14 protein-coding genes are annotated in these 20678 nt (G+C 54.3%); 7 read left to right on the plus strand and 7 right to left on the minus strand.

Features of this window, described 5'->3' with window-relative positions; translation table 11 throughout:
• The first annotated feature begins 8 nt into the window (after nucleotides 1-8).
• Nucleotides 9-1049, plus strand: a complete 1041-nt coding sequence (locus Q354_RS24840; protein WP_169828864.1) for an ABC transporter substrate-binding protein — start codon at nucleotides 9-11, stop codon at nucleotides 1047-1049.
• Entirely contained in the window at nucleotides 1046-3442 is a 2397-nt protein-coding gene (locus tag Q354_RS27260; RefSeq protein WP_051559952.1) for a putative bifunctional diguanylate cyclase/phosphodiesterase, read from the plus strand. The genes Q354_RS24840 and Q354_RS27260 overlap by 4 nt, the downstream gene beginning before the upstream one ends.
• Before the next feature lie 103 nt (nucleotides 3443-3545).
• Here the strand turns inward: Q354_RS27260 and Q354_RS0106480 are convergent, their stop codons facing one another.
• Together Q354_RS0106480 and trmA are read right to left on the minus strand one after the other, a co-directional pair.
• Nucleotides 3546-5525: a methyl-accepting chemotaxis protein gene (locus Q354_RS0106480; RefSeq protein WP_027856894.1), complete on the minus strand. Its 1980-nt coding sequence runs from the start codon at nucleotides 5523-5525 to the stop codon at nucleotides 3546-3548.
• Nucleotides 5526-5772: 247 nt separating this feature from the next.
• Nucleotides 5773-6861 carry a tRNA (uridine(54)-C5)-methyltransferase TrmA gene (trmA, locus tag Q354_RS0106485; protein WP_027856895.1) on the minus strand — a complete coding sequence of 363 codons (1089 nt, stop codon included), beginning with the start codon at nucleotides 6859-6861 and terminating at the stop codon, nucleotides 5773-5775.
• Nucleotides 6862-7057: 196 nt separating this feature from the next.
• Between trmA and metG the strand changes: the two genes are divergently transcribed.
• The 3 genes from metG to Q354_RS0106500 all read left to right on the plus strand — a co-directional run bounded on the left by metG (nucleotide 7058) and on the right by Q354_RS0106500 (nucleotide 10275).
• Entirely contained in the window at nucleotides 7058-9103 is a 2046-nt protein-coding gene (metG, locus tag Q354_RS0106490) for a methionine--tRNA ligase (RefSeq protein ID WP_027856896.1), read from the plus strand.
• A gap of 425 nt (nucleotides 9104-9528) precedes the next feature.
• Nucleotides 9529-9738 (plus strand): transcription antiterminator/RNA stability regulator CspE, encoded by a 210-nt coding sequence (gene cspE / locus Q354_RS0106495; protein WP_027856897.1) that lies wholly within the window; start codon nucleotides 9529-9531, stop codon nucleotides 9736-9738.
• Nucleotides 9739-9870: 132 nt separating this feature from the next.
• The gene (locus tag Q354_RS0106500; protein ID WP_027856898.1) at nucleotides 9871-10275 is read left to right on the plus strand and encodes an SMI1/KNR4 family protein; all 405 of its coding nucleotides are present in this window, start codon (nucleotides 9871-9873) and stop codon (nucleotides 10273-10275) included.
• A 207-nt stretch (nucleotides 10276-10482) separates the two neighbouring features.
• Here the strand turns inward: Q354_RS0106500 and Q354_RS24850 are convergent, their stop codons facing one another.
• Nucleotides 10483-11511, minus strand: a complete 1029-nt coding sequence (locus Q354_RS24850) for an AraC family transcriptional regulator (protein WP_051559953.1) — start codon at nucleotides 11509-11511, stop codon at nucleotides 10483-10485.
• A gap of 767 nt (nucleotides 11512-12278) precedes the next feature.
• Between Q354_RS24850 and Q354_RS0106515 the strand changes: the two genes are divergently transcribed.
• Complete coding sequence (locus Q354_RS0106515) at nucleotides 12279-13382, plus strand: phosphoribosylaminoimidazolesuccinocarboxamide synthase (RefSeq protein ID WP_027856899.1); 1104 nt, start codon at nucleotides 12279-12281, stop codon at nucleotides 13380-13382.
• Nucleotides 13383-13445: 63 nt separating this feature from the next.
• Here the strand turns inward: Q354_RS0106515 and Q354_RS0106520 are convergent, their stop codons facing one another.
• The 3 genes from Q354_RS0106520 to Q354_RS24855 all read right to left on the minus strand — a co-directional run bounded on the left by Q354_RS0106520 (nucleotide 13446) and on the right by Q354_RS24855 (nucleotide 17155).
• Nucleotides 13446-14426 (minus strand): sterol desaturase family protein, encoded by a 981-nt coding sequence (locus Q354_RS0106520; RefSeq protein ID WP_027856900.1) that lies wholly within the window; start codon nucleotides 14424-14426, stop codon nucleotides 13446-13448.
• A 102-nt stretch (nucleotides 14427-14528) separates the two neighbouring features.
• Nucleotides 14529-15953 carry a DUF4856 domain-containing protein gene (locus tag Q354_RS0106525; protein ID WP_036228931.1) on the minus strand — a complete coding sequence of 475 codons (1425 nt, stop codon included), beginning with the start codon at nucleotides 15951-15953 and terminating at the stop codon, nucleotides 14529-14531.
• Between the two features lie 230 nt (nucleotides 15954-16183).
• A complete protein-coding gene (locus Q354_RS24855; RefSeq protein WP_084332497.1) occupies nucleotides 16184-17155 on the minus strand; it encodes a DMT family transporter in 972 nt (323 codons plus the stop codon).
• Between the two features lie 125 nt (nucleotides 17156-17280).
• Between Q354_RS24855 and Q354_RS24860 the strand changes: the two genes are divergently transcribed.
• Complete coding sequence (locus Q354_RS24860) at nucleotides 17281-18201, plus strand: LysR family transcriptional regulator (RefSeq protein ID WP_051559955.1); 921 nt, start codon at nucleotides 17281-17283, stop codon at nucleotides 18199-18201.
• A gap of 31 nt (nucleotides 18202-18232) precedes the next feature.
• Here Q354_RS24860 and Q354_RS24865 read toward each other — a convergent pair whose 3' ends face one another.
• Nucleotides 18233-20656 (minus strand): putative bifunctional diguanylate cyclase/phosphodiesterase, encoded by a 2424-nt coding sequence (locus tag Q354_RS24865; protein ID WP_036228836.1) that lies wholly within the window; start codon nucleotides 20654-20656, stop codon nucleotides 18233-18235.
• Nucleotides 20657-20678 lie beyond the last annotated feature (22 nt).

The following is a 20678-nucleotide window of genomic DNA, read 5'->3' on the forward strand; positions in this document are numbered from 1 at the left end:
CCTTCAGTGTGACCTTCATCAATCCCGGCAAAGAAGGTGAACGCTTCTGGGATATGGTGACCGAAACAATGCAGGCGGCGGCCTCGGATCTCGATATAGAGTTGGAAGTACTTTATGCACAACGTAACCGCCTGCAGATGAAACAGCTGGGTATTGCGGCCACACAACGGCCGCTGCCACCGGATTATCTGATCCTGGTGAACGAAGAGCAGGCCGCTGTCGATATTCTCGAAGCGGCAGCCGACAGTCAGATCCCCACCCTGATGCTGCTGAACGACTTTCTGCCCAGCCAACGCCAGCGGGTTGGCTTTCCCGGTGGAAAACATCCCCATCTGCTCGGCGCGGTCACACCGGATAACTATGCCGCCGGCAGGCGGATGATGCAGGCACTGGCTAAATGTTCCCGGGAAAATAACCCAGACAGTTCCGATCACCATATTCTGATGATCGCCGGCGATCGCCTGACACCGGCCTCGATCGACCGAAATAACGGTGCAATCGCGGCCCTGGAATCTGATCCCCGACTGAAGCTCGACCGGCTGCTGTTTGCTAACTGGAACCGGACTGAAGCCCGTCAGCTCACCATTAACTACCTGAACTGGGCAGAACGGAATAATCTCAGACCCGGGGCAATCTGGGCCGCCAATGACCCGATTGCTGCAGGTGCAGCTGAAGCGCTGCAGGCAAGGAACCTTCAGGCAGGTCAGGATCTCTGCCTGGTGGGGCTGAACTGGTCTGCTGAAGGGCTGGATATGGTGCACAGTGGCACCATGGTTCTTACGGATGGCGGTCACTTTCTTGCCGGCGCCTGGTCAATGATTGCGCTCTACGACTATCAGCAGCGCCGCCTGGCCGGCGATTCAACGCCGGTTGGTGAGCTTTCCTTCGATATGCAAAGTATCGATGCAACCCTGGTACAGGATTATCGGGATACCCTGGGGGATGAACGCTGGGAGAAAATCGACTTCCGCAGTTTCACCCTGTCTGGCAAAGACCGGGATCACTACGACTTTTCATTACCAGCCCTGTTTAGCAGCGTACGCTCATGATGAGATCTGCTCTGCGTTCTGTGCAGCTGAAATTCCTGTTCATTCTGATTCCGGGCATGCTGCTGGCATTTGTTCTCTCCTACGGATTGACCTATTACGGTTCGACACAACACTTCAAGGCTCAGCAGGATGCCCAACATGCAAACCTGAAGGTTTACCCCGACATACTGGCCGAGCCGGTGTGGAATTTTAACGCGCCCGTCGTCCGCAGCATTTTGCAGGGGATGATGACTGATCCGGATATTCTGCTGATAGAGGTCTACGACGAAGGGAATAACCTGCTCGACAGGGTTAAGTCAGACCAGCACGCTGAGACAGCCACCGCACTGGAATTCAGCGCACCGATTATCTACCGCAATGCACATATCCGCCAAACCGCCGGCAGCCTGAAAGTGCTGGTAGGCAATGCCAGCCTGCGGGGGGAACAACAGCGGCACCTCAATGATGCAATCGTCTCGCTGGTCCTTTCAATCATCGCCATATCACTCGGCGTGATGCTGATGCAGTACCGTGTTTTTGGTGAGCCGATCCGGCGCCTGATGAAAGCAATCAATACCAGCCAGCACCAGACCCGTTTTGACAAGGTCGACCTCACCGGCCTGCACGATGACCAGTTGAGCGATATTATCCGCGCCTTCAACGTTATGCAGTCGCAGCTGGAACAGCAACACCAGCACCTGCTCAGCAGTGAGCAGCGTTTCCGCAAACTCTACCACACCACACCGGCGCTGCTGTTTACCCTGGACCATCAGGGCACCATCCTTCATACCAGCCGCTATTTCCTGCACTATCTGGGTTTTGACAGGGACACAGTAAATGGCCGCTTGCTGCGGGACTTCTGTGATATGCCCGAAGAACAGTGGGCCGGGCTTACGCGCGACCTTTTATGTGCCAGCTCAATCCATAAGCTCCCTCTCCGTCTGCGCAACAGCCAGGATAAGTGGCTGGATATGCAGCTGGACGCAAGCTGCTCACCCGATGACCCGGACATGGCCGCGCTGGCAATCATGACTGACGTGACCAGCCTGAAAGATGCCCACCGCGAGATCAATCGACAGGCCAATACCGACAGTTTGTCCGGCCTGCCTAACCGCAGCAACTTTATTCAGCAACTCACACGACAGATCAGAGAATCGCGGAAGGCCCACTCTGATCTGAGCGTTATGTTTATCGACCTGGATCGATTTAAGTCGGTTAACGATACCTTTGGTCATAAAATAGGTGACGAACTGATCAGCATCGCCGGTATGCGCATCAGGCACGCCCTCCGCCCGGGAGACCTGCTGGCGAGACTGGGTGGCGATGAGTTTGCAGTGTTGCTGCACGACAGCAGTGCCGACCAGTGCGCCAACATCGCCAAACGTATTATCAGCAGTCTCGAAAGCGCGTTTCCACTGGCTGACAGCGATATCTATATCGCTGCGTCCGTTGGTATATCGCGCTTCCCTCAGGACGCGGCATCACCCGAGGAGTTGCTGCAGAAAGCGGATATCGCCATGTACCGGGCTAAGGAGGAAGGCGGCAACCGCTATGAATGCTATATCCCGGAACAGGATGAAAAAGCCAGAGACCGCGCCCGCATCGAAAACCTGTTGCGCCACGCACTGGAAGACAACTTGCTGGAGTTGCACTTCCAGCCCATCGTCGACCTGGCCAGTGGTGAGCTTCGCGGCGCAGAAGCACTGGCAAGACTACGCGATTATGATGGCAAGCTGATACCGCCTAACCTGTTTATCCCGCTGGCAGAAGAGTCCGGACTGATAGTCCCGATCGGCTCCTGGATTTTGCATCAGGCCTGTGCACAACTCTCGACATGGCAAAAACAGCATGGTGAGCAGCTGTATATGTCGGTCAACGTTTCATCCCGCCAGCTTCAGTCCAAACAGTTCCTGCCTGCACTGAAACACGCCTTGAAAAACAGCGCTATCTGCAGCGAGACTCTGGTACTGGAGATCACCGAAAGCCTGCTGATGCATGACAGCCAGAGTAACCGACAGATATTCAGCGAAATAGACCAGACCGGTTGCCATATCGCCATCGATGACTTCGGTACCGGGTATTCTGCGCTCAGCTATCTGATGAATTTTCCGCTGGATCTGCTGAAAATCGATCGTTCCTTTATCAGCAACTGTGTCGAAAATGAAACCCATCGCGGGCTGGTGGAAACCATCCTCAATATGGGCCGCAGCCTGAAACTGGATGTGATTATTGAAGGGGTTGAGACTGCTGAACAGCAGGCCCTGCTCTCCGGTTTAGGGGGACAAACCGCGCAAGGTTTCTATTTCAGCCGTCCACTGTTAGCCGCAGAATTCAGTCAACGGTATATCGTGGATACCTCAGCGCAGGACAACCAGACGGAAGAACCAACAGAGGCGGATAAGGCCCCGCTGTGATCGCGCATTCAACGGTATCCTGAAACACAACTGCCGCTATCAAGCGGCAGTTGTGCTACATCCCGTCAGCCAGCGCCGGCGGGCACTGAACTGCAGCAGATAACTAAACCTTAAACTCGTTGACCATTCGGTCGAGCTCGCTGGCCATCTCCGACTGGCTTGAAGCATGCCCGGCAATACTGCTGGAGCCACTGGCTACCTGCTGCGTACTGGTATCGATCTGGGAGATACTGCGACTGACATCGCTGATCACTGCGACCTGTTCTTCCGCTGCCGTGGCGATCTGCGCCGACATCTGGTTAACCTCGTTAATGGCGCCGGAGATCTGCTGTAACGACTGCTCGACTTTCTCGCCACAATCCAGCGACTCCTCCATCTTCACGCGGTTGGCGCTGACCATCGCATCCGCCTCGGACACCTCCTGCTGAATCTGCCGCATAATGCTGTCAATCTCAGTCGTCGAAGCCTGAGTCCGCTGCGCCAGCGTGCGGACCTCATCTGCCACCACCGAAAATCCACGTCCATATTCACCGGCACGGGCCGCTTCTATCGCTGCGTTCAGTGCCAGCAGGTTCGTCTGTTCAGACACATCATTGATCACGCTGACCACGTTGGAGATCTTACCGCTGCTGATATTCAATCGTTCGATCAGGGCATTCAGCTTCGCTATATCCTCCGCCAGCGCCTGGGTTGCCGAGAGAGACTGCTGTACCACCCCCATCCCCTCATCAGTCAGTCGATGCACTGCATCCGCAGAGTCCGCTGCCCGGGTGGTGGAGTTCGCGACCTCCTGTACAGCACTGGCCATCTGCTCCACCGCAGTGGCAACCATGGTTGTCTCATGCTGTTGTTGATTCAGGCTTTCGGCATTCTGCTCTACCGTTATAGCGGTCTCGCCGGAGATAGAGGAAAGACTGCCACAGGTTGTCCTGATACGCTGCACCGCATTACCGAAAGTTTCCAGCGTCTGGTTAAGGCTTTCAGCAACCGCTCCCAGCTCATCACGCCCCATGACCTGCGCGCGCGCCTGCAGATCATTTTCATCCCGAACCCGGCGCATGGTTTCTGACAGTGAATTCACCTGCCCCTGGATGCCCCGGATCACCCACATCGCCACAACCACCAGAGCCGTCAGCACGAAAATAGTGATTACCGTATCCCAGATCAGGCGAGAACTGGATTCACTGTGCAGCAGAGCGGCACGGGCCAGAATATCTGCTGTCACCTGATCTTCCACCTCTTTAAGCAGATTGATCCTCTCGGTAGACATACGGAACCAGTGTTGGCTATCGATACCGAAGCCACCCTTCTCCGCGTTACTGCGCGCGACATCGCGCATCTGCATCACTTCAGTGATGGCCGGACCGCTCATTCTGGCGTTATAGAATTGCAGCTGGTCTGCACTGGCGATCGCCCTGAAGACATCCGAAAAGGCCTCCTGCTGACTCACCAGCTGTATAAAGCGGCTATAGAATCCCTCACCAAAACTGTCCCTGGCAAAGACACCACTCAATACCGCACGCTCAATTCCCGACCGTTCCTTACTCTGCAGCAGCGCATAGAATGCGGCGGTCTGACGGGTCACGTTGGCATCGCTGCTGGCACCCGCCACCTGGGGAGCTGTATCCAGCAAAATACGATTAAGGTCGGTATAGAAGCTGATGCCGGCGGCAGTACCGATACTCTGCTGATCGACCCGGGCACGGACACGGGTGAGTTCTGAAAGCTTCTGCCTGGCCTGGGTAAGGCCGCGTTTGATAAGTTCGCTATCGGCGTCATAGCCAATCAGGAAATCAGTCCAGTTTTCATAGGCCTGATCCGATTTCTGCCGCTGAGTCGTGAGCTCATTGCGGAATTTCTTACCTTCGGAGCCGAGAAAACCGGCGGTAGTGCCACGTTCCTTCTGAAGTTCATGCACCAGGGAACTGCTGACTGCGACTAATTCGGTCAGCCCTTCCAGGCGCTGAACCTCCTGCAATGTGGATATCTCGGTACTAATACGACTAAAAAGGGAAATAGCAAAGGCAATCAGGGGGATAGCGACAAGCAATAGTAGCTTGTGGGCGAATTTCAGATCCTTCATCACTAACTCCGGGCTGTGGACTCCTGGCGATTCAGCACAGATCCCGGCAGACCGCCCGGTCTAGGGATAATTTCCTATGCTGAGATCGATATCATCGAACGATATTCCAGAAAGAAGTATAGATGGCGGCCCATAAAACACCGAAAAATAATCTCGTATTACGAAAGAAAGCTGAATCAGTAATGGCCATAAAAAACCGGGCCTCTGGGGTGAGGCCCGGTTTCTGCTGTGGCGATCGCAGTGGAGGTTATTTCCGCGTCAGGTAAACACCACATTCCAGGTGATGGGTATATGGGAACTGGTCAAACACGGCAAATCGCTGAATGTTATGGGTCTTGGTCAGTTCCTGCAGGTTCGTTTTCAGGGTCTCCGGGTTACAGGAGATATAAAGGATATTGGTATATTCCTTCACCTGCTGCACGGTATCGTCATCCAGTCCGGCACGTGGCGGATCAACCAGCACTGTGGTGAAGTCACAGGCCTCAATATTCAGCCCTTGCATACGGCGCTTCTTCAGTTTGCCCATCAGTACCTGGGAAAACTCCTCTGAACTGATCCGCACCACATCAACGTTATCGACGTTGTTCACCTCGATGTTGAACTGAGCCGCATGTACCGAAGTTTTTGAGATCTCTGTGGCCACGACTCGACGGAAGTTCTGAGCCAGCGGCATAGTGAAGGTACCGGCCCCACAGTAAAACTCCACCAGGTCGCCGCCCGCGTCTTTAGAAGCATCCAGTGCCCATTCAATCATCGACTGACAAACCACGGCATTGGGCTGGGTAAAGCTGTTCTCAACCTGTTTAAAGGTATATTCACGGCCATTGATCGGCATTTTTTCCAGCACAAAATCCCGCTCCAGCAGGATTTTGGTTTTACGGGCACGACCCACAATGTCGATATTGAACTTATCACGCAGCTTACGGGCTTCCACGGCCCACTCTTCACCGATGGCGCGATGATAAAGCAGGCTGACCAGCAGCTCGCCGCTGAGCGTGCTGAGGAAATCCACCTGAAAAAGGCGACGACGCAGCTGCTCATTCGGGCGGATCTCATCCAGCAATGCGAACATCACATCGTGAATACGCTCCGATACCATCGGGCAGCTTTCCAGTTTCGTATGCTTATACTTGTTGCCCGGCTCAAACATGATGTAATCGAGGTCATCTCCCTCATGCCAGGTCCGGAATTCGGCGCGCATACGGTAGTGCTCGCGCGGAGATTCGTAAATCTCCAGCGCCGGGATATCAAAAGCAGAGAACTCCTGCTCGACCCAGGCTTTCTTTTCTGCCAGCAACGCTTCGTAATTTTCCGGTTCCACCTTGGGAATGGCCATCTCTACCTCTTACACCTTCTGAACATCAAAAATTAAGCCCGATTTCACCAGCACAAAGCTGGCGCTGAAATCTGAGGGCGCAGATTTTACCCTATTCCGCGCCGAATTCCGCCTCTAATTGGTTCATATAGCAGATCAAAAAGCGTAAACTCTCGTACCTTATTCGTGTGACATAATTCAGGTTTTACACCCCACCATGACTGACAGTAAGCGTAAGATTCTCGTTACCAGCGCCCTGCCGTATGCCAATGGCCCAATCCATCTGGGTCATCTGGTGGAATATATCCAGACTGATATCTGGGTACGCTTCCAGAAACAACGCGGCCACAACTGCACCTACGTCTGTGCAGACGATGCCCACGGCACCCCGATCATGCTTAAGGCTGACCAGATGGGGATCTCCCCACAACAGCTGATCGATCAGGTTAGCCAGGAACATCAGCGGGATTTTGCCGGCTTTATGGTGGGTTTTGACAACTATTACAGCACCCACTCCGAAGAGAACCGCGAGTTCGCGTCGACCATCTACACCCGCTTGCGTGATAAGGGCCATATCGCCCGTAAAACCATCACCCAGGCATATGATCCGGAAAAAGAGATGTTCCTGCCGGACCGTTTCGTTAAGGGTGACTGCCCGAAATGTAACGCGCCGGACCAGTACGGTGATTCCTGCGAGAAATGTGGCGCCACCTACAGCCCGGTCGATATGAAGAACGCCTACTCGGCGGTCTCCGGTGCCAAGCCGATTGAGAAGGAGTCCGAGCACTACTTCTTCAAGCTGGGTGACTTCGAACAGTTCCTGCGTGGCTGGGTTGATGCCCATGTGCAGGAGCAGATGATCCACAAGCTGAACGAGTGGTTCGAGTCCGGCCTGCAGAACTGGGACATCTCCCGCGACGCGCCTTACTGGGGTTTCGAAATCCCGGATGCGCCAGGCAAGTACTTCTATGTCTGGCTGGACGCGCCAATCGGTTATATGGCCAGCTTTAAAAACTGGTGCGATAAGAACGGCGTCGACTTCGACGAATACTGGAACGAAGCCTCCAACACCGAGCTGTACCACTTTATCGGTAAGGATATCGCCTATTTCCATACCCTGTTCTGGCCTGCAATGCTGGAAGGTGCCGGTTTCCGTAAGCCAAACGGTGTGTTCTGTCATGGCTTCCTGACCGTCGATGGCCAGAAAATGTCCAAGTCACGCGGCACCTTTATCATGGCTGAGACCTATCTCAACCATCTGCGCCCGGAATATCTGCGTTACTACTTCGCAGCGAAGCTAGGTTCCGGTATCGACGACATCGACCTCAACCTTGAAGACTTCCGCATGCGCGTCAATGCGGATCTGGTCAACAAGGTTGTAAACATCGCCTCACGTTGTGCAGGCTTCATCAAGAAGAAGTTTGACGGTCAGCTGGGTGCAACCCTGGTTAACCAGCCACTCTACGACGAAGCCGTTGCTGCGGGCGAATCGATCGCTCAGGCCTACGAGAACCGTGAATACTCCCGGGCCATGCGCGAGATTATGGCGATTGCCGATAAAGCCAACGTCTATATCGATGCGGCCGAACCATGGGTACTGGCTAAGCAGGAAGGCAAAGAACAGGAAGTGCAGGACTGCTGCACTATGGGTATCAACCTGTTCCGAGTCATTCTTTCCTACCTGACCCCTATCCTGCCTGAGGTTTCGGCTGAAGCAGCGAAGTTCCTCAACATCGAGAGCTTTGACTGGGATGCGATCCAGCAGCCACTGCTGAATCACCCGATCAACAAATTCAAGCCGCTGATGCAGCGTGTCGAAGAAGATAAAGTGAACGCGATGATCGAAGACAGCAAGCAGACTCTGGCAGCCGCAGCGGCGGCCGCACCAGCGCCTGCCAGCGCAGAAAAGACACCACTGCAGGAAGAACCGATCGCAGATGAGATCAGCTTCGATGATTTCGCTAAGGTCGACCTGCGAATCGCCCGTATCGTCAAAGCGGAACACGTCGATGGTGCTAAGAAGCTGCTGCAGCTGACTCTCGATATCGGTGGCGAGACACGTAATGTCTTTGCCGGTATCAAGTCGGCCTACAGCCCTGAAGACCTGGAAGGTAAGCTGACCGTGATGGTAGCTAACCTGGCCCCGCGTAAGATGAAGTTTGGCATGTCTGAAGGCATGGTGCTGGCAGCCGGCCCTGGCGGCAAGGACCTGTGGATTCTTGAGCCACACGAAGGTGCCCAGCCAGGCATGCGCGTGATGTAACAACAGCAACCCGGGCGCTGATGCCCGCTGCTGAACAGAAAACCCGGTGCACCCACCGGGTTTTTTAATATCCGCTACAAAAAAACTTAACGAATTTGTCATAATTTTTTCCTTTCATCGCCTGCTTCAGGCCAACACCATCTGCCCCAAAGCCCTGAAATGGCGGGCCTCAGGGACAAACACAGTTATTTTCAGGCGGTAGCTAAAAAAGATTCGACATCCGTCTATTTTGGTGTAATATGCATCTGGGCCTGCGAAACAGACCTACCGATGCAACAAATTTGAATCCTCTGTTACACCATTGCAATAAGTCATGTTGTCCTGAAGATTTTTCTCTCGCTTGTCATCGTAAGTAAATCTGAACTCCGGCTCAGAGCGCATAACGCGTAAAGTTTTTCATTTGCAAAAAAGATTCAGGAGACATCATGTCTAAATCTACTGGCACAGTTAAGTGGTTCAACGACGATAAAGGTTTCGGTTTCATCTCTCAGGATGACGGCGGCGCTGACGTATTCGTTCACTTCCGTGCTATCGTTGCTGAAGGTTTCAAAACTCTGGCTGAAGGCCAGAAAGTAAGCTTCGAAATCGAACAGGGCCCTAAAGGCCTGCAGGCTGCAAACGTTACTATCCTGTAACATTGCCCCTGACATTACCGGCCAGCTCTGCTGAGACGGTAATTGTTTAAAAAAGCCCGACTTGATCGGGCTTTTTTGTGTCTGACTGAAACAGCGTCAACAAAGTCTCCTGAATCCATATAAGGCCTGAGTATGGAAGATATCTATGAGAGCCTGCGCGAAAACAACGCGGAGTGCCTGATCCCACTTGAACTGCCCGATGCAGACCAGATGGTTGAGGTGGAAGAACAGATCCTGATCCCTATTCCACGTGAGTTTCGTGAATTCCTGATGCAGGTAAGCGATGTGGTATGCGGCTCACTGGAACCGGTTACCTGTGCCGACCCGCATTCCCACACCTATTTGCCGGAAGTCGCAGCCAATGCCTGGGATGCGGGTATGCCGCGTGAGTTTATTCCGGTATGCCAGTCTGGTGATGATTACTACTGCATTTCACAGGAAGGCGAAGTACTGTTCTGGCGTGACGGGCTGATTGATGACTCTGAAACCTGGGAGTCTATCTGGTACTGGGCAAGGGATGTGTGGCTGGAGAGCTGAGCCGGAAACACCCGGAGTCTTTCAGCACAGACATTGGAAAAAAGCCGGTTACCAGGCTGGGAAGTTTGATAACCGGTGTTTCCTAATAGAAAGGACACAACTGCATCGGAATAGCCGCGGGCTTTCCCGAAATTTGCAGCTACTTTAAACAGGTTTCTGTCCTACATCTTCACTGCCTGCGCCAATTCCTATACTGCAGCAGCCAGTCTAAAGACTTCCAGCCAGCCGCTCGCTGCGATAGAGGCCCGGAGACATACTGGTCCAGCGTTTAAAGGCCCTCGAGAAGGCGCTCAGCGATGAGAAGCCCAGCATAAAGGCGATCTCACTAAGTCCCAGGTGAGACTGACCGAGATAATTACAGGCCAGATCGTAACGCAGCGTTTCCACCAACTCAGTAAACGAGGTATCACGCTGACTCAGCCTTCGCTGCAGCTGCCGTGAACTCATACAGAGCATGGCGGCAATCGAATCCTGTGACGGAACCCCCTCCGCCAGCAAGGCAGCAACTGCCTGCCTTACCTGAGTAACGATGTCACTTTTTTCTAACCTACTGAGATAGTCAGCAATAATAGTTTCACTTTGCGACGCCAGTTCCGGGTTACCCGTTGGCAATGATATGCCTAACGAGCGACAACAAAATACGATGCCCGTACTAGAGGCATTAAACACAACAGGGCAGCGAAAGTAATTCATCCAGGGAGCAGGGTCGACAGGCTGGTCTCGCTCGAAATGGACACTGAGCGGCACATAGTGCTCCCCTCTCAACTCACGGCAGAGAGAGATGACCGTCGCGCAAAGTGCATCAAGCGATTGCTCTGCAATAACGCTCTTGCCCTCCCGGTTCTTACGGACATTAAAGCGCAGATAGAGTTTGCCATTATCCTGGACACTACTCATCCAACCGCCACTGGTAATCACCGGTGTATATCGCACCAACCGGTCGATTACCTCTCTTAAACTTGAGCTGGCCCAGATAGAGAAGCCCAGCGCATGAAAGGTGGTTGGCTTGACGAATTTTGCCACCTCCAGACCGAAGGCTTCATTTTCGGTTGCATCTGCGGATAGCCTTAGAAGGCGGGCCGTACTCTCAACCGGAAAGCGGCTATTGGGATCAAAAGCCTGTTCTAACTTTATGTCAGCGCTGGAACACAATGCCCCGCTGTCTATCCCGGCAGCCTCCAATGCACGAGCAACTGCGACAACCCAACCTCCGGTCGTGGTTCCATTCGGTGACATACAGTTACTCCGGCATCAGCAGTCTAGGTTTAACGAGCGCCCTTTTTTAAACTAATTAGTAAAACTATACAATTGATGGGGGTTAACCTTTAGTTCAATAAAATCAAACCCATTTCAACAGAAATTCAGAACCTAAGTACTATACATTTCTGATAATACAGGCATTTTGCCAACCATCCCCTTACCCGCAACCAAGCAATCTGCTCGACACTTTAGTTTAACATTCTTAGATTTCCGCCCGTATCTACAGAGGTCGACCGGACTACGAGCAGTCATCCGGCCACTGAAAAACCACAAAGCGACTATTTAACAGTCAGATTCCCGGGATACCGATCGGACCGGGCAGGTCGGGGATTGGGGAGCAGGCCATCAGGGCCATCGTTGCCATTACCACGAGCAGCAGTTTCATCCGGTTAACCATTGTTTTTATCCTTTAAGTGGCCAGAAGCGGCATACATTCTACCCAAATTGTTATTAAAAAAGCGCGCTCTTCACTCACCATCTAAGCGTCATCCCGTCCCGCCGCAGGACAGCAGGCAGGCGATGCAAAGGTGGCAGTTACTGCCATATCTGGTAGTATCCCCATCTTGGAATCAGGCCCAGATATCGAGTCCATAAAACCTCGTCCCGCCGCCTGTTGAGAGTTTTCCAGGGAGCCACTGAATATCGCCATCCCACTGTGGGCAAGCACCGGCCAAGGCCAGTGTTTGCGGGTAATTCGGAGACTCCCTTCCCCTTTGATTCACACTGAATACAGGACAGTTTGAATGAGTCTTGCTGATAAAGTGTTGGCAGTGAATAACGACCTGCCAATCCGCACCGATGCCCCGGTTCATAGTGGTAAAGTCCGCTCCGTTTACTGGCTGACTAAAGAAGACAGCGCCCGCCTGATCAAAGAGAAAGGCTACGACGTCCAAGAAGGTGCCGAACTGGCCGTGATGGTGATCAGCGACCGGATCTCTGCGTTCGAGTGTATCTGGACGGGCGAAGGTGGCATGAAGGGCGTACCCGGCAAAGGTGCGGCACTGAACGCAATCTCCAACCACTGGTTCAAACTGTTCCGCGAAAACGGCCTGGCCGACAGTCATATCCTGGACATTCCGCATCCGTTAGTATGGGTAGTACAGAAAGCCAAACCGGTAATGATCGAGGCGATCTGCCGCCAGTACATCACCGGCTCCATGTGGCGCGCCTACGCTAAGGGCGAGCGTGAATTCTGCGGCATCCAGATCGCCGAGGGACTGCAGAAAGACCAGAAGCTGCCTGAACTACTGATCACGCCATCGACCAAAGGCATCCTGAGCGGTATCCCGGGCGTGCCTGAAGTCGACGATGTCAACGTCACCCGCGACGATATCGTCAACAACCACGAAGCGTTCCGCTTTAAGTCGAAAGGGGATGTCGACCGCTACGAGCAGCTGCTGAAAGAGGGCTTCAACCTGATCAGCGACGCACTGGCAGAGATCGATCAGGTATTTGTCGATACCAAGTTCGAGTTCGGCTACGTCACCGATGCCGACGGCAACGAGAAGCTGATCTATATGGACGAGGTCGGCACCCCTGACTCCTCCCGTATCTGGGATGGCCCGTCCTATCGCGACGGTAAGGTGGTCGAGAATTCTAAGGAAGTGTTCCGACAGGAGCTGCTGAACTACTTCCCCGATGCCGACATCCTGGTCAACAAAGACCGTATGGAAGAGCGCTACGCCCTGGCCCGTGACAACGAACTGCCTGCGGCGCTGATCCAGAAGGTTTCCGACACTTACGTCGGCATTGCCGAGAAGATCATCGGCAAAAAGCTGGTTCAGTCTGACAACCCGAAAGCAGAGATTATCGAAGTCCTGCGTAACGACTTCGGCCTGATCGACTGAACAAAAGCGCCGCAATAAAAAAAGCACCTTCGGGTGCTTTTTTGTATCTGCTTTACTCCACGCCTAGAGACTACGATCCGGCAACAGCTGAGCAATACTCCCCTTCAATATTCCAAAAGATTCCCCGAACGGTGTCAGGTAAAGCCGTTTAAGGCTGTGTTCGCCCTCCTCAACCCGTTCGCGGATGCCAAAGCGGATATCGGCACCGGGTTCCGACAAGTGCAGGCTGCCGCCCAGCCAGTCCCAGATTGCCAGTACGGCACCGAAGTTCTTATCGAAGTGACGCGGGGTCGTGGAGTGGTGGATCTGGTGTTGCGCCGGAGAGATCAGCAGGTGCTCCACCGCTTTCGGATACCATAGCTGGACATGACTGTGACGCAGGTTGGAGCCGGCCACGTTGAAGGCAAATACCGCAATGTTTACGCCCAGCACCGTCACCAGATCAACCTGACTGCCAAACAGGTAGAGGAAGCTGCCGATGGTCACACCCTGCACCAGCGCGCTGCGCAAGGTGAACAGCACGCCCTCCACCGGATGGGTGCGCATCACGGTCAGCGGCGTCAGGCTGCGGGCACTGTGGTGCACCTTATGAAAGGCCCATAGCGCGGGAACCTCGTGCATTACACGGTGCACCAGGTAGCGGGCAAAGTCATCCAGCAGGAACAGGGTCAGAGTAAAAGCCGCCGCTACTCCCCAATCGGGTAGCAGACTTCCTGCAGAGGGAGGCATCCCGAACTGGCTAAAGAAGAAGCCAAATAGCCAGGTGGCCAACACGGTCTGGGTTAGCAGCGCCGGGGCTATCAGGATCATCAGCAGCTTGTTGATCAGCACCAGCAGGTAGTCGGCCCGGGCTGAAGCTGACCACCAGATTCCGGGCGACAGCGTAGTAGCGATCACCCGACGCCAGCCCTGCCCCAGCTTCCAACGCAGCCAGATTGTGCCAATACCTAACGCAAGCAGCAGGTAGCCCCAGAACACCCGTTTGCGGGGCTCGGTAAAGGTGTCGCTCAGTTGATCCAGGTAATCGAGAACTATCGCTTCCATCTTGCTGTGTTGCTGCGCCGGTTGAACAAGGAATGACGGCTACAAAAAAGCCAGCTCCGGTCAGGGAGCTGGCTTTCGTATCAGCCTGAGAGGGGTCTGATTTTAGTCGTTTTCAGCGCTGGTCGCAGCTTTGGCACCCAGTTTCTCAACCAGGTCGCCCATGCCTGCCAGTACATCGTTGCTACGTGCCTTAACACCGTACTGATCAACCATCAGCTGCTGAACTTTCAGCATGTGCAGCATGTACTCTTCCATATCGATGGAAGCGCTCTGTACATAGTTGCCGTTAGCATCGATACCGGATACCTGAGTGTTACCCAGCAGTACCGGAGAGTAACCCACCAGACGGTTCAGCTTAACGCCGGTTTCGCCCAGATCCTTACCACCCATCTGCAGCGCCATCGCAAAGCCTTTCAGCTCGCCCCAGTGCTTGGAGTACTTACGGAAGTTGTCACCCAGGTCACCATTGGCTTCCAGGATAGTGTTGATCTTCTGCAGATCTTTGTAAGTCGAGCCCGCGTACTTAAATACCGCTTCTGCGATCACTTTTTCCCAGTTGGTCTTGATCACATCGGCGTAGCCTTTCAGCTCGGCACGCTGTGCATCGGTCAGATTTTCGCCTTTGGCATCAGCCAGCAGCTGACGACCGTCGATGAACGCTTTAGTGATTGTGTGCAGGTAGTCAGTTTTACCACCTTTGTCCGCACCCGCTGCATAGTAAGCGTGGGCATAGGTCATTTCGGTGTACAGGCTTACCTTGCCATCGTTGTTGGCATCAGCAATATCGAAGGCATCGCCTTTCTGCTTAGCGATCGCGTAAACCTGCTTGGCAGACAGCTCCATAGTGTGCGCCGGAGTACCGAAGTAACCGAAGGCTTCATCCCAGACATGCTCTTTACCGGTGTATGGCTTGCCTGGCTTGTAAGCCATACCGTTTGGCTTAATGTTGGCTTCCAGTTTCTCATCCAGGTAGTTATCAACCGCCTGGTTGTAGAAAACCGCACCCATTGCAAACTTGGAGATCAGCTGCGCGTAGTCCAGACCATTCAGTGGGTCGTAGCCTTTGTCCGCAGCAGAAGCCTTGTCGATCATGAACGCCAGCACTTCGGCAGCGGTCATGTTGCCTGGCCAGCTGGTTACCGCGCCTTTATAGGCCTTACCTGCCAGGTTCTTCTTCTTGGACAGCTGGTCTACTTCGGTCTGAGCAACCGCGAACTCACCCTTGGTCTTAGGATCGATGATTGCGCGGCCCGCTTCCTTACCTTCAAAGTAAGCCATCATCTGAGCTTTCAACTCAGGGTTGGCTTCGCCATTACCTTTACCCGCCAGCTTCTTCAGGGAGTTATGCAGTGCATGACGCGCCATCTGGCCGCCGTAGGAGACAGAATGCTTAGCGTCGCCTTTGTAATCCTTTACCGTTACCGGGAAATCAGCATAGACAGGTCCGTGTTCATGCGCCTGTGCAGATACAGCAATAGAGCTCAGTGAGGCAATTGCCAGTGCGGATACGATTTTTTTTAGTTTCACAGTCACTACCCTAACTTGAAGAATGGCCGTACAGCCCCCGGAAACGGGACCGGCTATAAATTTGCGAAGTAAGTTAGCATAGCAGAAAGGCAAATACCACTGATAAACATTCCCATTTGCACAATGAGAATGGCGATTATTAATATTTACTGACCCCGATCAATAGAGCTCCTGTGACTCTCAAAACCCGGTACCTGGCGGGACAATCAGCGCCCCGATGCGGATAATTATTATCGCTCCGGGGCGGACAGATTCCCGGCCGGATCCTGCCCGGCGATACTCAGGCTCTCACTGTCGCGGATAAACAGCGCCATCAGAATCAGCACTACGGCGGTAATCTCCAGCCTGCCCAGACTGTCTCCCAGCAATAAAGCACCACAACACATAGCTACAATCAGCTCCAGTGCCCCGGCAACTGCGGTTCTCTCCGGCTGGCAACGGGCCGCCCCGACGATAAACAGCAGCTGAGGCAACACTGCCGCGGCGATCGCGATACCCAGCGTTGCCATCACCGCGATATCGCTTTGAGGCAACAGCCGTACCGGTGCCAGCCACACCACCAGCGGAATCAGCACCAACAGGTGTCCGAGCGAACCCCAGGCGATCCGTGACAGCGGCTTCATATCCAGCCGCGGCGCCGAGAGATACTGAATCTGCAGAGCGATCATCAAAGGGGCCAGAAAGCTGCCCGCCAGAGCAAGACCCTGACCGGCGCTCAGGCCTTCAGGTCGTACCGCCAGCGATGCCGCCACCGCAATCAGCAGAGCGGCGACAATGGTATTGCCTCCCGGCATGCGCCCGAACAGCAACCAACCCACAATCACGCTGAATACCGGATAGGTATAGTAGATAACGATCACGCTGGCCGCCGGAATCACCTCCAGTGCATAGAAGTAGCCGAAGATAGCAACACCGTTACCGGCCCCCAGCAAGAGCATTCGCCCAACCTCTGGCCGCAATGCCGGCGCGACCCGAAGCGCCCAGCACAGCAGCACGGCAGGAATGATAAAACGATACAGGCTGATCATCTCAGCCCCGAGACCATCCGCAATCAGCAGCCGTGCAAACAGGGGGTTCAGGCCAAAGCCCATCGCTGCCATGACGATCAGCCCGGTACCGCTAATACCGGGCAACTGCCATAAAGGCCCGCGACTGAGAATAGCGCTCTTTGGGTCAGCGCCAGATAAAGGCCTTAAGCTCATGGGTCATCCCTCTCTCTGCAATGAACGCCTGAAGGATAGAACCTAAATGATTAGAGATATATTGAATAACTCGCGATATAGTTGAGAGATACTAATCAACAGGTCAACCAAGGGCAGAAGCATAGGTGCGACTGGATATCCGACACTGGGAATTACTCAAAGCGATCCATGAGAGCGGCACCCTGCATAAGGCAGCCGATCAGCTGGGCATCACCCAGTCCGCTCTCAGCCACCGGCTGGCCGAAGCGGAGCGACGCCTGGGGAGCGCAATCTATGAACGTGAAGGCCGTCGCCTGCGCTTACTGCCGGCCGCGGAACAACTGACCCGCACGGCACTGGAACTCCTCCCTGCCCTGCAGCGGGCGGAATCCGACTTTATGCAGTACAGCCGGGATGCTACCACCGTAGTGCGCTTCGGCGTCGCCGCCTACAGTTGCTATCACTGGCTACCGGGCTTTATGCGCTGGCTGGAAAAACAGGCACCAGGCCTGCAACTGGAGCTGGTCGCCTCAGCTACCCAGCATCCGGTACGCAGTCTGCAGGATGGCAGTGTTGATCTGGTAATGGCCCCGGGAGATCTGTCTGCGGCCAGCATCGACAGCACGCCCCTGTTTGATGATGAGCTGGTATTAGTCGTGCCACCAGATCACCCGCTGGCAACCCGGTCGTGGATCAAGGCGGAAGACCTGCTTCAGCAAACCTACCTGACCTACAGCGGTTCCGCCCAGCCCGGCTTCGAATATGAGCGATTCATCCGTCCATCAGGGATCATTCCGTTGCAGGTGAAGGTGGTTGAGATGACCGACGCCATTGTCGAACTGATCGCCGCCGGCTTTGGCGTCAGTATCCTTTCCCGCTGGGCGGTCAGTGCGGCACTGGAAACTAATCGCGTTGCGGTGGTTCAGGTCAGCAGTCAGGGGCTGGATCTGGGCTGGTCGTCACTGGCCCGGGAGTCGGGCAAAGAAGTATCTGCCGCGGGGGTATTGCGCAATCATCTGGAACGCTGGTTTCAGGACTCCCATCCCGCTACAACGACTAAGGCCTGAAGCCCCTGAATTGACGGCGGGGCGGCCAGTGTCAGTCAGACACAATCGCCCACTCCCCTTCCAGCAGGTTATAGAACGTGCCGGCCGGTACTGGTTTTGAGAACAGATAGCCCTGAAAACAATGGCACCCCAGTTCGGTCAGCGTATCGCGCTCCGAATAGGTTTCCACACCTTCTGCGATCACCGCCAGATCAAGCCGGTCGGCGGTCGCAATAATGGCCTCGACAATGGCGGCCGCTTCGGATGAAGGTGACAGGTTGGAGACGAAGGAGCGGTCGATCTTAAGGATATCCAGCGGCAGGTAACGCAGGTATTTCAGTGATGAATAACCGGTGCCGAAGTCATCAATGGCAAAAGAGATACCGCGCTGGCGCAACAGCTTCATTTTACTGCTGGCCACCTCAAAGTTGTTCAGCAGCATATTTTCCGTGATTTCCAGCTCAACCATCAGCCCCGGCAAGTCCAGATCATCCAGTAAACGGAACAACCGCTCGACAAAATCCACCTGCATAAACTGCATCGGACTGATGTTGATCGCCAGCCGTCTGAAGTGCTCAGGCAAGCCCTGTTTACGCCAGGCCGCCAGCTGGCCCAGGGCACGGGACAGTACCCAGTAACCGATTTCGATAATCTGACCGCTTTCTTCGGCAATCTGAATAAATTCCGCCGGCGGCACCATGCCCTTGACCGGATGCTGCCAGCGCAACAGCGCTTCAGCCCCGATAATCCGACTCTGTCCATCCACCTGGGGCTGAAACCAGAGCTCAAGCTCGCCTTGCTCAAGCGCCTGATGCAGCCCCTTCTCTATCTGCAGCCGCTCCTGGGCGGAAGACTGCATCTCCGGATCATAGAACTGGAAACCATTACGCCCCAGCGCCTTAACACGATAAAGCGCGGTATCGGCATGACGCAGTACATCCATCGCGGTCGAATCCCCGGCCGGAAATACCGATATTCCGATACTGGTCGAGCTATACAGCAGGTGTTCGTCTATCTCGAAGGGGGTCGTCATCTGATCGAGGATCTGCTGCGCGATCTGCGCGGCGACTTCGGCGCAGGCATCCGCAGAACGTCCCGCTTCAGGCAGCAGGATCACGAACTCATCACCGCCAAATCGGGCGCAGGTCGCTTCTACCGGCAGGATAGCTTTCAACCGATCGGCAATACCGCAGAGCAGCCTGTCTCCGACACCATGTCCCAGCGAGTCATTGATGGTCTTGAAGCGATCCAGATCCATAAACAGCACCGCACCGCAGCGATAGTTCACATGATGCAGCTCCAGTGACGATGTCAGCCGGTCGAGAAACAGACGCCGGTTCGCCAGACCGGTCAGGGTATCGAAAAACGCCAGTTCATAGATTTTCTGCTCGGCCTCTTTGCGCACCGAAATATCACGCGCCTGAATCAGGATATAGCTCTGGTCATTCAGGTTAAGCCTGATCGCACGGGCCTCAACAGGAAAGTGCTTGCCGTCCGAACGTAACTGGATATCTTCGAAAGTCAGCGGCTGTTTTTCATCCAGCTCGCTGAACATGCTCTGGAAATCGCTGCGTGAGTAGTTCTGGCTGAAAGCTGCCAGCCCCTCACCCAGCAGAAACTCCCGCGCCCGCGCCAGTGTTTCGATCGCCTGGTTATTGACCCGCACAATAGTGGAATCCGGCCGGCACAGGAACATCGCATCACCGGCATTTTCCATCAGTGAGCGGGAGAAGTGCTCACTCTTGGACAACTCCTGAACCGTATTGCTGAGCCGGTTTGTCATAAGCTGGCGATCGTGCCAGAGCCCGGAGAAACTGCGGACCAGGTCTCCGATCTCATCGTCTTCGGCGTACGGCAGCTTCGAACTGTCGGTTGTGTGACGCAGGCCATTGACCCATTCCACGATATTCAATACCGGTTTGGAAAGGTAGCGATAGAACAGCAGCAGAAAGATACCGGCCAGTACCACATTGTGTAACAGCCCCAGCATCAGACCGGTAATCGCCCGCCGGGCAAAGTTGCTGGCGATATATGCCGCATCCAGATCGATAACCAGGTTACCTGAGCCATTATTTGACGAGGGCACCCAGAGCCGGGTATTGATATGGGTATTGACTTCAAAGAAGTAGCCGCCGATACCTGAAAACACCCCTTCAGCCGGCAATGGTTCGCGAAGACTTTCAGCCAGTGTGTCGCCGAAATCATCCACCAGCTGGGCATGAAAGATCGCCGGATGCGAGATCAGCGTGCGGGTAATCTCTTCCGCCTGCATCAGGTTAAGGTTATAGATAGCACGCTGAGCCGTGTCTTTATGTAGCGATACAATTCGCTCAATCTCAGCCACTGAGCGCTGCCGTTCCTCCCCCAGATCCAGCCAGATCTGCCAGCTGGTAGAAAGCAGTCCCAGCACCAATGAGATAAGCAGAACCGAGCGGGCCTGTTTATAAGCGATTCGATCTCTGAACCTAATACCCATTCGGGATAATCCTGTCTGAAAA

The organism is Marinobacterium jannaschii DSM 6295, assembly GCF_000620085.1.
Taxonomy (GTDB): Bacteria; Pseudomonadota; Gammaproteobacteria; order Pseudomonadales; family Balneatricaceae; genus Pontibacterium; species Pontibacterium jannaschii.